The organism is Comamonas sp., from assembly GCF_036666375.1.
In the GTDB taxonomy this organism is placed as follows: Bacteria; Pseudomonadota; Gammaproteobacteria; order Burkholderiales; family Burkholderiaceae_C; genus Comamonas.
The window spans coordinates 1-13650 of record NZ_JAVWWA010000126.1 but is presented as its reverse complement, the minus strand read 5'-3'; the positions used below and the strand labels follow the sequence as shown (position 1 = coordinate 13650).

10 protein-coding genes are annotated in these 13650 nt (G+C 69.9%); 7 read left to right on the top strand and 3 right to left on the bottom strand.

What is annotated here, in order from left to right:
- Positions 1-170 precede the first annotated feature (170 nt).
- The 4 genes from RR928_RS21815 to RR928_RS21800 are packed head-to-tail and all read left to right on the top strand — an operon-like array spanning position 171 to position 6272.
- On the top strand, positions 171-656 hold the full coding sequence (locus RR928_RS21815) for a DUF2165 family protein (RefSeq protein WP_332539719.1): 486 nt from the start codon (positions 171-173) through the stop codon (positions 654-656).
- Positions 657-674: 18 nt separating this feature from the next.
- Positions 675-1757, top strand: coding sequence for an efflux RND transporter periplasmic adaptor subunit (locus RR928_RS21810; protein ID WP_332539717.1), 1083 nt, complete (start codon positions 675-677; stop codon positions 1755-1757).
- The gene (locus RR928_RS21805; protein ID WP_332539716.1) at positions 1754-4846 is read left to right on the top strand and encodes a MexW/MexI family multidrug efflux RND transporter permease subunit; all 3093 of its coding nucleotides are present in this window, start codon (positions 1754-1756) and stop codon (positions 4844-4846) included. Before RR928_RS21810 ends, RR928_RS21805 begins: the two co-directional genes overlap by 4 nt.
- A 10-nt stretch (positions 4847-4856) precedes the next feature.
- Positions 4857-6272: an efflux transporter outer membrane subunit gene (locus RR928_RS21800; protein ID WP_332539714.1), complete on the top strand. Its 1416-nt coding sequence runs from the start codon at positions 4857-4859 to the stop codon at positions 6270-6272.
- Positions 6273-6284: 12 nt separating this feature from the next.
- Here RR928_RS21800 and RR928_RS21795 read toward each other — a convergent pair whose 3' ends face one another.
- From RR928_RS21795 to RR928_RS21785, 3 genes are all read right to left on the bottom strand, one after another.
- The gene (locus tag RR928_RS21795; RefSeq protein ID WP_332539713.1) at positions 6285-7301 is read right to left on the bottom strand and encodes an AraC family transcriptional regulator; all 1017 of its coding nucleotides are present in this window, start codon (positions 7299-7301) and stop codon (positions 6285-6287) included.
- A 108-nt stretch (positions 7302-7409) separates the two neighbouring features.
- Positions 7410-7727, bottom strand: a complete 318-nt coding sequence (locus tag RR928_RS21790; protein ID WP_332539712.1) for a 2Fe-2S iron-sulfur cluster-binding protein — start codon at positions 7725-7727, stop codon at positions 7410-7412.
- On the bottom strand, positions 7709-9676 hold the full coding sequence (locus tag RR928_RS21785; RefSeq protein WP_332684224.1) for an acyl-CoA synthetase: 1968 nt from the start codon (positions 9674-9676) through the stop codon (positions 7709-7711). Before RR928_RS21785 ends, RR928_RS21790 begins: the two co-directional genes overlap by 19 nt.
- Positions 9677-9910: 234 nt before the next feature.
- On the opposite strand from RR928_RS21785, the gene RR928_RS21780 reads away from it, so the two are divergent.
- The 3 genes from RR928_RS21780 to RR928_RS21770 form a co-directional block, all read left to right on the top strand.
- Positions 9911-10966: a pyridoxamine 5'-phosphate oxidase family protein gene (locus RR928_RS21780; protein ID WP_332539710.1), complete on the top strand. Its 1056-nt coding sequence runs from the start codon at positions 9911-9913 to the stop codon at positions 10964-10966.
- 11 nt (positions 10967-10977) lie between these two features.
- Positions 10978-12492 (top strand): amidase, encoded by a 1515-nt coding sequence (locus RR928_RS21775; protein ID WP_332539709.1) that lies wholly within the window; start codon positions 10978-10980, stop codon positions 12490-12492.
- On the top strand, positions 12489-13650 hold a 1162-nt coding region (locus RR928_RS21770; RefSeq protein ID WP_332684221.1), incomplete at its 3' end, for an NAD(P)/FAD-dependent oxidoreductase. The genes RR928_RS21775 and RR928_RS21770, both read left to right, overlap by 4 nt.

Sequence of the window (13650 nt, the reverse complement as noted above, 5' to 3'; positions counted from 1 at the left end):
GCGCGACGGCCCGACCATGTTGGGAATTGTTCTTATTATCATCCAGGCCGCCAAAGACCGGGCTTTTCCGCGGGCGCATGCAGCCATTCAATTAACCAAGTTATCTCTTGCTTAATTGGCCGCTCAAACCTATTATCCAAGCAATTGCTTTGATTTTTAGGTGCGTCGACATGGATCTGGATTTCTCCCTCTGGCTTTTTCAGGCGCTGCACGCGCTCGGGCTTGCCGTCTGGCTGTCGCTGAGCGTCGCCAACAACGTCCAGGGCTTCGCGGGTTCGGCGGCCGCCGTTGGCGCGACCATGAACATGGCGCCGCTCAAGCTCGCACCCATCGTCGACACGCCGCTGCTGGCGCGCGCCCTGCGTTCGCCGGCCCTGCACCGCGCGGCGCTGCTGGTGGTGCTGGCGCTGCAGGTCGTTGCCGCCGGCGCTTTCTGGGCCGGTGCCTGGCCGCTGCTGTTTTCCGCTGACCTGGCCGCCGCCCGGCCCTGGCTCAACCTCGGCCTGAGCGCCTTTTCCGCCTTCCTGTTCGCCATGCACCTGGGCGGACTGTGGTTTGGCTACTGGATTCGCCAGGAGGGCCTGCAGCAGGCCCACATCAGCCTGCTGCTCTGGACCGTCGCCGCCTTCTTTCTCTTCAACCTGTCCTGGGCCTGAGCGGCCCGGGCTTTCATCATGCGCAAGAAAACCCTGTACCTCTTCACGATCGTCCTGTCGGCGCTCGCATTCACCACCATCGTCTACAGCACCGCGCCCCAGGCCAAGCCCGCGGCCGCGGCGCCGCCCGCCACCAAGGTGGCGCTGGCCACGGTGCGCAGCGACAGCGTCGCGCAGGTGTTCTCGGGCGTGGGCGAGCTTGCCTCGGCGCGCCAGGTGCAGGTCGCGGCCGAAGTCGGCGGGCGGGTGACGAAGATCGCGTTCGCGTCCGGCCAGGCCGTCAAGGCCGGCCAGCTGCTGGTGCAGCTCAACGACGCGCCCGAGCAGGCCGAGCGCCAGCGCCTGCTGGCCCAGTCGCGCAACGCCCGGACGCTGCATGCGCGCGCGCTCGGGCTGCTGGCCGACAACGCGGCGACGCAGGAGCAGGTCGACAACGCGGCCATGGAGCGCGACATGGCGCTGGCCGCGCTGCGCCACACCGAGGCGGTGATTGCGCAGAAAGCAATACGCGCGCCGTTCGCGGGCGTGCTGGGCATACGCCGGGTGCATGAGGGCCAGTTCCTGAACCCGGCCGAGGCCGTCGTCAGCCTGGTCGACGCGCGCACGCTGCATGTCGATTTCGCGCTGGACGAACAGGCCAGCCCGCAGCTGAAGGTCGGACAGGCGGTGGCGCTGCGCATCGATGCCTATCCCGAGCGCCGCTTCAGCGCGCGCATCACGGCCGTCGATCCGCTGATCGCGCGCTCGCGCACGGTGCAGCTGCAGGCCACGCTCACCAATGCCGACGGCGCGCTGCGCCCCGGCATGTTTGCCCAGGTCGAGGTCGCGCGGCCCGACGCCGTGCAGGCGCTGACGGTGCCCGAGACCGCGGTCACCTACACCGCCTATGGCGAAACGGTGTTCATCGCCCAGGCCGGCGCAGGCCAGGCGCTGGCGGTCAAGCGGGTGGCCGTCACCACCGGCGCGCGGCGCGACGGCCGGGTGGAGATTGCCTCGGGCCTGAGCGCCGGCGACCGGGTCGTGACTTCGGGCCAGCTCAAGCTGGTGGACGGCATGGCCGTGCAGGCCGTTGCCGCCGACACGCTCGAGGAGCGCACATGAAGTTCACCGATCTTTTCGTGCGCCGGCCCGTGCTGGCGCTGGTGGTGAGCACCCTGATCCTGCTGCTGGGCCTGCTGGCGCTCGAACGCCTGCCGATACGCCAGTACCCCATGCTCGAGAGCTCGACCATCACCGTGTCCACCGAGTACCCGGGCGCGTCGTCGGAGCTGATGCAGGGCTTTGTCACCCAGCCGATTGCCCAGGCCATCTCGTCGGTCGAAGGCATTGATTACCTGTCGTCTTCGTCGGTGCAGGGCCGCAGCGTGGTCACGGCGCGCATGGAGCTCAACCGCGACTCGACCCAGGCGCTGACCGAAGTCATGGCCAAGGTGAACCAGGTGCGCTACAAGCTGCCCGAGCAGGCCTACGACCCGGTGATAGAGCGCTCGTCGGGCGAATCGACGGCCGTCGCATATGTCGGCTTTTCCAGCGACACGCTGTCCACGCCGGCGCTGACCGACTACCTGGCGCGCGTGGTCGAGCCCATGTTCGCGACCATTGACGGCGTGGCCAAGGTCGAGGTCTTTGGCGGCCAGCGGCTGGCAATGCGGCTGTGGCTGGACGCCGACCGGCTTGCGGGGCGCGGGCTCACCGCGGCCGATGTCGCCGAAGCCGTGCGGCGCAACAACTACCAGGCCGCGCCGGGCAAGGTCAAGGGACAGTACGTGGTGTCCAACGTGCGCGTCGATACCGACCTGAACAGCGTAGAAGGCTTTCGCGAGCTGGTGGTGCGCAACGACGGCGCGGGCCTGGTACGGCTCAAGGACGTGGGCACGGTGGAGCTGGGCGCGGCGAGCTCGGAGAGCAGCGCGCAGATGGACGGCGTGCCCGCCGTGCACCTGGGCCTGCAGCCCACGCCCGCGGGCAATCCGCTGGTGATCGTCGCCGGAATCAAGCAGCTGCTGCCCGAGATCCGCAAGACGCTGCCGCCGGGCGTGAAGGTCGATCTGGCCTTCGAGACCGCGCGCTTCATCGAGGCCTCGATCACCGAGGTGATGCACACGCTGCTCGAAGCGCTGCTGATTGTCGTGGTGGTGATCTATCTGTGCCTGGGCTCGCTGCGCGCGGTGCTGATTCCGGTGGCGACGATTCCGCTGTCGATGCTGGGCGCGGCCGGCCTGATGCTGGCCTTCGGCTTCAGCGTCAATCTGCTGACGCTGCTGGCCATGGTGCTGGCCATAGGCCTGGTGGTCGATGACGCCATCGTGGTGGTGGAGAACGTGCACCGGCATATCGAGGCCGGGCGCTCACCCGTCGCCGCGGCGCTGATAGGCGCGCGCGAAGTCGCCGGTCCGGTGATTGCCATGACCATCACGCTGGCCGCGGTCTATGCGCCCATAGGCCTGATGGGCGGGCTCACGGGCGCGCTGTTCAAGGAGTTCGCGCTGACGCTGGCCGGCGCCGTGGTGGTCTCGGGCGTGGTCGCGCTCACGCTGTCGCCGGTGATGAGCTCGTTCCTGCTGCCGCCCGCGCAGCAGGAGGGGCGCATGGCGCATGCGGCCGAGCGCTTCTTTGGCGGCCTGACGCGGCGCTACGGCGCGGCGCTGGGCTTTTCGCTGCGCCACCGCTGGCTCACGGGCGCGGTCGCGCTGCTGGTGTTCGCCAGCCTGCCCTTTCTCTATCAACTGCCGCAGCGCGAGCTTGCTCCGGCCGAGGACCAGGCCAGCGTGCTGACCGCGATCAAGGCGCCCGAGCATGCCAACCTCGACTATGTCCAGCGCTTTGCGCAGCAGCTGGACGCGGTCTACACGCGCATGCCCGAGACCGTGGGCCGCTGGATCATCAACGGCAGCGACGGGCCGGCTTCCAGCATAGGCGGCATCAACCTGTCGGGCTGGGGCGAGCGCGAGCGCTCCGCGGCCGAAGTGCAGGCCGATCTGCAGGCCGCGGTGGGCGACGTCGAAGGCACGAGCATCTTCGTGTTCCAGCTCGCCGCGCTGCCGGGCTCGACCGGCGGACTGCCGGTGCAGATGGTGCTGCGCAGCGCCCAGGGCTACGCCGCGCTGTTCCAGACCATGGAGGACATCAAGCGGCGCGCGCGCGAAAGCGGCCTGTTTGTCGTCGTCGACAGCGACCTCGACTACAACAAGCCCGTGGTGCAGGTGCGCATAGACCGCTCCAAGGCCAGCAGCCTGGGCATACGCATGCAGGACATAGGCGAGTCGCTGGCGGTGCTGGTCGGCGAGAACTACCTCAACCGCTTCGCCATGGACGGCCGCTCCTACGACGTGATTCCGCAAAGCCTGCGCGAGCAGCGCCTGACGCCGCAGGCGCTGGCGCGCCAGTTCGTGCGCACCCAGGACCAGACGCTGGTGCCGCTGTCCACCGTGGTGCAGGTTTCCATGCAGGTCGAGCCCAACCGGCTGACGCAGTTCAACCAGCAGAATGCCGCGACCTTCCAGGCGATTCCCGCGCCCGGCGTGTCGCTGGGCCAGGCCGTGGCGTTTCTCGAGACCGTCGCCGGCGAGCTGCCCGCGGGCTTCAGCCACGACTGGCAGTCCGATGCGCGCCAGTACACGCAGGAAGGCAATGCGCTGGTGTTCGCGTTTCTCGCGGCGCTGGTCATCATCTATCTGGTGCTGGCCGCGCAATACGAAAGCCTGGTCGATCCGCTGATCATCCTGATCACCGTGCCGCTGTCGATCTGCGGCGCGCTGATTCCCCTGGCCCTGGGGCTGGCAACGCTCAACATCTACACCCAGATCGGGCTGGTGACGCTGATCGGCTTGATCAGCAAGCACGGCATCCTGATGGTCGAGTTCGCCAACGAACTGCAGGCCGGCGAGGGGCTGGACCGCAATGCGGCGATACGCCGCGCGGCGCAGATCCGGCTGCGGCCCATTCTGATGACCACCGCGGCCATGGTGTTCGGCCTGGTGCCGCTGCTGTTTGCCTCGGGCGCGGGCGCCAGCAGCCGCTTCGGTCTGGGCGTGGTGATTGTCTGCGGCATGCTGGTGGGCACCGCGTTCACGCTGTTTGTGCTGCCCACCGTCTACTCGCTGCTGGCGCGCAACCATGCGGCCAGCGCCGCCACGCCGCGCAGCCGGCAACTGGCGGATGCCGACCAGCCGCTGTCCCATGCATCCTGAGAGGCCCGCCATGAAAAACAACATCCGACGCGCCAGCCTGGCCACCGCTGCGCTCTGCGCCCTGCTCGCGGGCTGCGCCGTAGGGCCCCGCTATGCCCCGCCCGAGGTGCCGGCCATCACGCTGGCCAGCGGGGAAAAAGGCCAGTTCAGCGACGCTGCCCCGGTGCCCGCGCCCTGGTGGAGCTTTCTCGACGACGCCGCGCTGGCCGAGGCGATAGAGCGCGCGCTGGCGCACAACCACGACATCCGCCAGGCCCAGGCCAATTTGCGCGTCTCGCGCGCGCTGTTCGATGAGCAGCAGCTCGAGCGCACTCCCGCGGTCACGGCCCAGGGCGGCTACCAGCGCGGCAGCGAGCAGCGCGCGGGCGCCGGCGGCGCGCCGCAGCGCAGCCTGTCCGCAAGCTGGCGCGCGGGCTTCGATGTCGAGTGGGAGATCGATTTGTTCGGCCGGCTCGGCCACCTGGCGCAATCGGCCCAGGCGCGCGCCGACGCGGCCCAGGCCGATCTCGCGCTGGTGCGGCTGACCGTGGCCGCCGATGTCGCGCGCCACTACTACCAGGGCCAGGGCCTGCAGCGCCGCCTGGCGCTGGCCCAGGGCCAGGCCGAGAGCTGGCGCGCCACGCTGGCGCTGCTGCAGTCGCGGCTGGCGGCGGGCAATGGCGCGCTGGACGCGGTGGAAAGCGCGCGCGCGGAACTCGCGCGCAGCGAGGCGGCGCTGGCGCCGCTGGCCACGGCGCGCGACCAGGCGCAGTTCCGGCTGGACGTGCTGACCGGTCAGCGCCCTGGCCACAGCCCGTTCGCGGCGCAGACGCTGGCGCCCGCGCCGCTGGCGCGGCAGCTGCCGCTGGGCGATGTCGATCGGCTGATACGCCAGCGGCCCGATGTGGTGCGCGCCGAGCGCCTGCTCGCGGCCAGCACCGAGGACGTGGGCGCGGCCACGGCCGAACTCTATCCACGCCTGAACCTGGGCGCGTTTGTCGGCTTCTTCGCGCTGCGCGGCGCCGACGCGGGCCTGGGAACGCGCGCCTTTGCGCTGGCACCGGGGATCACCTGGCCGGCCCTGCGCCTGGGCAGCGCGCGCGCGCGGCTGCGCGGCGCCAGCGCGCTGTCCGAAGGCGCGCTGGCGCGCTACGAGCAGTCGCTGCTGCAGGCCCAGGAAGATGTGGAGAACGCGGTCACGCAGCTGGGTCGCCACCAGCAGCAGCTGGGCGCGCTGCTGGAGTCGGCCGCGCATGCCGAGCGCGCGCTGGCGATCGCCACGCGGCGCTACGCGGCGGGTGCGGGCAGCTATCTCGCGGTGCTGGAAAACCAGCGCACGCTGGCGGCGCTGCGCCAGGAAGCGGCCCAGGCCGAGACCGCCTCGTACCTGCATGTGATCGCGCTCTACAAGGCGCTGGGCTGGGGGCTGGAAACGGCGCGCGGCTGATGGCCGCGGCGCTCACAGCGGCAGGCTGGCGGGCGCCCGGCATTCTCCTGGCGACTGGTTGAACCAGCGCCGGAAAGCGCGGTGGAAGGTGCTCACGTCCTTGAATCCCAGGCCGTCGCTGACCGAGGCCACGGGCAGGCCCTGCTGGATCTGCTTGTAGGCCAGCTCCTTTCTCACGGTCTCCACCAGTTCGGTGAAGCTCGTGCCCTCGCGCTTGAGGCGGCGATAGAGCGTGGGGCGGGTGACATGCAGCGAGGCGCAGATGTCGTCGATGCGCAGTCCCCGGTGCAGATCGGACTGGATGTGCTGGCGGACCTTGCCGGTCAGTGCGTTGGTGACCGCCAGCTGCTGGAAGGTCTGCAGCGCCCGCTCCTCGAGAATCTGCTTGAGGTAGGCGTTGGCGCTGTGAATGGGCCGGTGCAGGAATTCGCGCGGCAGGAGAATGCTGTTGCCTTGGGCATCGAAGCGGATGTTGGCGCCAAACACTTCGCGGTAGCGCTCGGCATATGCCGGGCGCGCAAAGGCGAATTCGCAGGCCGTGGGAACAGTCGGCGCGCCGGTCATCTCCGCGGTCCAGCGCAGCAGCGCGCTCATGCTGCGCTCCAGCGCCGCGCGCGGGTAGTTCTTGCCGGGCGCAAAGGAAAAGCCCAGCCGCAGCGTGTCGTCGTCGACGCTGGCCGTCCAGCTTTCCGAAGGGTTCATCAGCGCGATGTGGTCCTGGAACACCTGCAGGGCTTCGCCCAGGTGGTTGCACTGGAACAGCCAGCTGGCCAGCAAGCCGCGCGTCGCGGGGTTGTAGTGCTGGCCGACCAGCAGCCCGATATGCGGCAGCTGCGCGCTGCGCGCGGCCATCTGCCACAGCGCCAGCAGGCGCGACTCGTGCAGGCGCTGCTCGGGAACTGGCAGCGCGGTGCTGCTGCGATCGACCAGGGTCGCGCCGTCCAGTCCTGCGGCCCGCATCTCGGCCGGGGTCACGGCGCCCAGGGCCAGCAGCAGGTCGTGCAGGTCCAGCACGGCAACGGCAGACACTGTGGGGGCTCTGGCCATCTGTCGATCACTCCGGGGGTTGACTTCGAGGAGTGACTATAGCGCGCGGGCACGCCGCCCGCATGCCGGCCGGCGCCAGGGGGCGGGCGCTCAGTCCGGTGGCGCGATCACCACCTGCAGGTCCTGCATTGCCGCCGTCAGGACCACCTGGCAGGAAAGCCGGGAGTTGCGCTGGAAGTGCGCGGATTCGGCCACCAGTTCCTGCTCGCCGGCGTTGCGCTCGCCCAGGGCCTCGAACCAGCCACCGACGAGGTAGACATGGCAGGTGGAGCACGAGCAGGCACCGCCGCAGATGGCCTCGATGTCGTCGCAGCCGCCGTTTCTCAAGGCCTCCATCAAGGTCTCGCCCTCGATGCCGTGCAAGGTGCTGAGCGCGCCGTCCAAGGCGGTTACTTCGATGCGGGGCATGCTGCTTCTCCGGGGGAAGGTAAGGTCGACACGCCGTCGGTGGTGGCGAATGCGCTGCGAAAGCCAAAGCGCTGCAGATGCTGTTCGAGCGCCTGGCTTCTGGCGGCCAGCGTCAGCGTGGCGAGATAGCCGTGCCGCGGGTCCTGCTCGACGCGGACCTGCAGCAGCGGCGTGGCGTGGGCCTGCGCCGCGCAGCGCACCACGTCCTCGATCTCCTGCATGACCAGCGCGGGCTTGAAGATCTTGCCTATGGCGGTCAGCGGCAGCGCGTCGACCAGCTGCAGCCGCCGGGGCATGGCTGCGGGCTCGGCGATTTCAGCGGCCAGATAGTCGAGCAGCTGCTGCGGCGTGACCGCTGCCGCGGCGCGCAGCTTGACGTAGACCGCGGGCAGCTCGCCGGCATGCGCATCGGGCCGGCCCACGGCCGCGGCCATCTCGACCGCCGGGTGGCGGTACAGCGGGTCCTCGATCAGCTGCGGGTCGATGTTGTGCCCGCCGCGAATGATCAGCTCCTTCTTGCGCCCCGTGAGCCAGAAGTAGCCGTCGCGGTCCTGGCGGCCCATGTCGCCGGTGTTGAACCAGCGCCGGCCGTCGCCCAGCTCGGGCCAGACGCCGCGGTTGTGCGCCTCCTGCAGATAGCCGCGAAAGACGTTCGGGCCGCTGATGGCGATCACGCCGATCTCGTCGGTGGCGCATTCGCCAAGATAGTTGCCCTGTGCGTCCAGGCGCAGCACGCGCATCTGCTGGTAGGGAAACCGCAGGCCTATGGAGCCTATGCGCGAGGCGCCGGCCAGCGGGTTGAGGCTGCTGGCGCAGGCGCCTTCGGTCAGGCCGTAGCCTTCGAGTATGCGCACGCCCGTGCGCGCCTCGAAGCGCCGGAAAAGCTCGACCGGCATAGGCGCGGCGCCGCACATGCCCAGCTCCAGGGAGCTGATGTCGAAGTCTTCGCAGGGCTGCTGCAGCAGGGCCGAATAGACCGTGGGCACGCCGCTGAAGAAGTGGATGCGGTAGTGCTCGACCAGTGCCCAGAAGCCTTCGAGCACGCCCGCGCCGCGGTAGCCCTGCGGCGTGCCGAGCACCACATGCGCGCCCGCCGACCAGGGCGCGAGCCCGGTGACCAGCTGGCCGTTGGCGTGAAACAGCGGCAGGCCGCAGAACAGCGTCTTTCCGGGCCGCAGGCCGTCGGCCATCATGCAGGTCATCGCATAGGCATCGAAGACTTCGTTCAGGTGTTCGCGCACCGCAATCTTCGGCAGGCCCGTCGTGCCGCCGGTGCAGAAGTACGAGGACACCGCGTTCGGCTGGATGACGCGCGCGCCAAGCAGGCGGTCGCCTGCGTGCGCGGCCACGAAGGCGTCGTAGCCGGTCACGCTCAGCGCACGGCCCGCGGCATTTCGCAGGCCGGCGCCCGGCGGCGCGCCATCGGCCGCGCTCCAGCCCGGGGCATGGCGCGCGGCATCGACTTCGACCAGCAGCTCGGCGCTGTCCACGCGCTGCAGCGCCTGCCTGAGCTTTTGCGCCAGGTCGCTGCCCGGGGCCGGGGCCAGCGTCACCACCACCTTGGCGCGTGCGACCTGCAGCAGCTGTGCGATGGCATCGGCGCTGAGCAGGGGATTGACGGCCAGCACGATGCCATTGGCCTGCGCGCCCCACAGCACGAAATGGGTCTCGGGCAGGTTGGGCAGCACGTAGGCGACGACGTCGTCGGCCCCGTAGCCGCTGGCGTGCAGGGCATTGGCAAAGCGCCGGATCTCCTGCAGCAGCGCGCTATAGGTCCAGGTGGCGGGCGTGCGCATGGTCTGCATGCTGGGAAAGAACGACAGCGCCGGCAGCGCCGCGTGCCGGCGTTCACTGCGCGCCAGCATCTCGTAGGTGCTGCTGGGCAAGTCGGCAGCGGCCAACGGACGGCGTTCGAACGCTTCGATGTCTGAAAGGTTTCTTAGAGTCAAGGCGGCCTCGTGTGGGGAATCAAACCGACAGCCAGTCTCGGGCGCCGCGGCGCGCACCGGAAGGGCTTCTGGCGTCATTCGCAGCGCGTTGCGGATCAACCTGCAGCGGCGCGCGCATCTGGCGCGGGCTTGCAACCGAAAGCCATGTGCTTTGACTCCGGCGACCTTGGTTGTCGCCAGCCTCCTGCCTAGCATGCAGACAGTGAAAACTGGCACCACGAAAGGCGAATGCACATGTCGGAAATCTCGCAATCCCACCGGATCGACTCCCTGAAAAGCCTGCGCAAGCTGATTTCCGAGCCGCCGTCGATGATGAAGAAGCGGCTGCAGTCGCAGGTGGACGACTACTGCCAGACCATCATCGAGAAAGCCGCGGTATGCGCGCTGGGGTTTGCCGAGCCGGCGGCCGACATCGAGTTTCTCAATCTGCGCGACGCGCCGGTGGTGCATTCCCAGGGCGATCGCATTGCCATGAGCTGGCCGGCCGACAAGGCGCTGCCGCCGGTGCTGGCGCCGGGCAGCCGGCCGCGCTGCAGCCTGTACTTCATCATGCCCGGCATAGGCTTTGCGCTGCGCGCCAACGGGCGCTGCGCCGTGGTGCCAAAGGACGGCGCGCCGCTGCTCGAGTTCCAGGCCGACGCGCTGTTCCTGCACTGCTCGCGGGCCAAGGTGCGCGCCGAGTTCTGGCGCGCCCGCGGCGACGACTTCGCCGCCCGCGCCGCGGCCGCCGCTCCCGCTGCGGCCCGGCTGTCCGAAGAGGCATTGGCCTTCATTGCGCGCTCGCCCTACGTGCTGCTGCTCACGCGCAACGCCGACGGGGCGACGGAGCTGTCACCGCGCGGCGATCCCGACGGTTTCGTGCGCGTGCTGGGCGGCAATACATTGGTGATTCCGGAGCGCCCGGGCAACAAGGTGGCCTGCACGCTGAGCAACATTCTTGTGCAGGAGCAGGTGACGGCCAGCTTCGTGATTCCGGGCTGCGCGACGGTGCTGTCGGTGGCCGGCCGCGGCTGGCTCAGCGCCGACCGGCAGGTGCTGGAGCCGCTGGCGGTCAACGGCAAGGTACCCGCTGTCGGCATCGTGCTGCAGGTCGATCGCTTTCGTTTTCAGCACTGCCCCGAGCTGGTTGCCGCGGGCCTGTGGTCCAGCGCAACGCATCTGCGCGAAAGCGACATTCCCTCGTTTCCCAAGATGCTGGCCGAACACATGAACGGCCGCGGCCTGCTGGGCAAGGCCACGACCCTGGTGGTCGATGCCGTGGTCAAGCACGACCTGAAGAACCTTTACTGAAGAGGCAAACGATGACGCTCAGCGTGCAGGAATACCTCAGGGCCGATGCCACCGCCCTGGCGCAGATGGTGAGCGGCGGCGAAGTCAGCGCCGCCGAACTGCTGGAGATCGCCAGCGCGCAATTGCAGCGGCTCAACCCGGTGCTCAACGCCGTCAACCTGACCATGCTGGAGCAGGCGCAGCAAAGGCTGCACGAGCCCCTGCAGGGTCCGCTGGCCGGAGTTCCCTTGCTCATCAAGGACGCCATCCAGGACTATGCGGGCCTGCCCACGTCAAACGGCAGCCGTGCGTTCCGCCATGCACCAGCCCGCCAGCACTCGGCGGTCGTGCAGCGGCTGCTGGATGCGGGCGCGGTGATCATCGGCAAGACCAACACGCCCGAGCTGGCGCTCAAGGGCTTCACCGAGCCCGCGGCGTTCGGCATCACGCGCAATCCCTGGGATCTGTCGCGCACCCCCGGCGGCTCCAGCGGCGGCTCGGCCGCGGCCGTGGCGGCAGGCATCGTGCCCATGGCCGGCGCCAACGATGGCGGCGGCTCCATCCGCATTCCCGCGGCCTGCTGCGGGCTGTTCGGTCTGCGCCCGTCGCGCGGGCGCGTTCCGGCCGGGCCGGCGGTGGGGGAAATCTGGGAAGGGGCGTCCAGCGACCTGGTGGTCTCGCGCAGCGTGCGCGATGCGGCGCTGGCCCTCGATGTGCTGTCGGGGCCGGCCTGCGGCGATGCGTTTGCCATCGCGGCGCCCGCCAGTCCTTTCGCGCAGACGCTGGCGCACGATCCGGGGCGGCTGAGAATCGCCTTCTGCACCGAGTCCCCGCTGGGCACCGACGTGCACCCCGAAGCGGTGGCCGCGGTGCGCCGCGCGGCGCAGCTGCTGGCCGCGCTCGGCCATGACGTGGTCGAGGCGCGCCCGCAGTACGACGGCCAGGCGCTGGCGCGCTGCTACCTCGAGATGTATTTCGGCCAGGTCGCGGCCACGCTGGCGGATGCGCGTGCGGCGGGCGCGCGCAGCGCCGATTTCGAGCTCGGCACGCGCCTGCTCGAAGCCCTGGGCAAGGCCGCAAGCGCGGGCGACTATGTGCGCAGCCACCGGCGCTGGAATGTCTTTGCGCGCGCGCTGGGCGAATTCCACACGCGCCATGATCTGTTTCTCACGCCCACGCTGGCCTGTCCTCCCGTGCGCCACGAGCAGACCGTGATGCCCGCAGCGCAGCAGCGCGGGCTGTCGTTCCTGCTGCGCAGCGGCGCGCTGGGCGTGCTGGCGCGGCTGGGAATGATGGAGAAGCCGCTGGCCGATCTGTCCGCGCAGAACCTGAGCTATGTGCCGTTCACGCAGCTGGCCAACCTGACCGGCACGCCCGCGATGAGCGTGCCGCTGCATTGGACGGCCGACGGCCTGCCCCTGGGCGTGCAGTTCATCGGGCCGTTCGGCAGCGAAGCCTTGCTGCTGCAGCTCGCGCACCAGCTCGAAGGCGCCCAGCCCTGGATGCAGCGCCTGCCCGCGCTGGCGCTGCAGGGAGCCGTGCAATGAGCGTCTGCATCATCGTCGGCGCCAGCCACGCCGGCGCCCAGCTGGCCTTCAGCCTGCGGCGCGAAGGCTGGAGCGGCGCCATCGTGCTGATCGGCGACGAGCCGGGCCTGCCCTACCAGCGCCCGCCGCTGTCCAAGGCGGCGCTGCAGGCGGTGCAGCCCGGGGAGCCCGCGCTGATCTACAGCGCGGGCGCCTATGAGAAGGCGGCCATCACCTGCCTGCCGGGCACGCGCGTCATCGCCCTCGATCGGCAGCGCAAGCGCGTGCTGCTTGCCGATGGCCGGGCACTGCAGTACGACAAGCTGGCGCTGTGCACCGGCGCCAGCGCGCGCAGTCTGGCCCTGCCCGGCCGGGCGCTGGCGGGCGTGCATGATCTGCGCACGGCCGCCGATGCGCGCGCCATCGGCGCCGCGGTGCGCCCGGGCGGGCGCGCCGTCATTCTGGGCGGCGGCTACATCGGCCTGGAGACGGCCGCGGCATTGCGCGGGCGGGGCATGCAGGTCACCTTGCTGGAGCGGGGCGAACGGCTGCTGGAGCGCGTGGCCGCGCCCGCGACCGCCGCCTACTTCGAGCGCCTGCATGCGGCCCATGGCGTTGCCATCCGCAAGAACGTGCAGGCTCGCGCGCTGCTCGGCACGGCCGGGCGCGTCACGCAATTGCAGTGCAGCGACGGCCAGCTGCTGGCCGCCGACCTGGTGGTGCTGGGCGTGGGCGTGGCGCCCAACATGGCACTGGCGCAGCAGGCCGGTCTGGCCACCGGCGACGGCATCCTGGTCGATGAGTTTGCCCGCACGTCCGACCCCGACATCGTTGCCGCGGGCGACTGCGCCTTCCATCCCAACGCGCTGCTGGGCTTTTCCCTGCGGCTGGAATCTGTGCCCAATGCCGTGGAGCAGGCCGCAAGCGCCGCGGCCAGCGTCTGCGGCCTGCGCCGCGCCTATTGCGCCATGCCCTGGTTCTGGTCCGACCAGTACGACTGCCGGCTGCAGATCGCGGGCCTGCAGCGCGGCCACGAGCGGGTGCTGGTGCAGGCCGACGGCCCGGCCGAGGCACTGGTCGTCTGGTACATCAAGGACGAGCGCATCCTGGCCGCCGACTGCATCAACAGCCCGCGGCAGTTCATGCGGGCCAAAAAGCTGGTTGCCAGCCGCGCGCCGG

Excerpts from the sequence above, each read along its gene's own strand:
- RR928_RS21810 (WP_332539717.1), top strand. The coding sequence starts at position 675 with ATGCGCAAGAAAACCCTGTACCTCTTCACGATCGTCCTGTCGGCGCTC.
- RR928_RS21805 (WP_332539716.1), top strand. The coding sequence starts at position 1,754 with ATGAAGTTCACCGATCTTTTCGTGCGCCGGCCCGTGCTGGCGCTGGTG.
- RR928_RS21780 (WP_332539710.1), top strand. The coding sequence starts at position 9,911 with ATGTCGGAAATCTCGCAATCCCACCGGATCGACTCCCTGAAAAGCCTG.
- RR928_RS21775 (WP_332539709.1), top strand. The coding sequence starts at position 10,978 with ATGACGCTCAGCGTGCAGGAATACCTCAGGGCCGATGCCACCGCCCTG.
- RR928_RS21815 (WP_332539719.1), top strand. The coding sequence starts at position 171 with ATGGATCTGGATTTCTCCCTCTGGCTTTTTCAGGCGCTGCACGCGCTC.
- RR928_RS21800 (WP_332539714.1), top strand. The coding sequence starts at position 4,857 with ATGAAAAACAACATCCGACGCGCCAGCCTGGCCACCGCTGCGCTCTGC.
- RR928_RS21790 (WP_332539712.1), bottom strand. The coding sequence starts at position 7,727 with ATGCCCCGCATCGAAGTAACCGCCTTGGACGGCGCGCTCAGCACCTTG.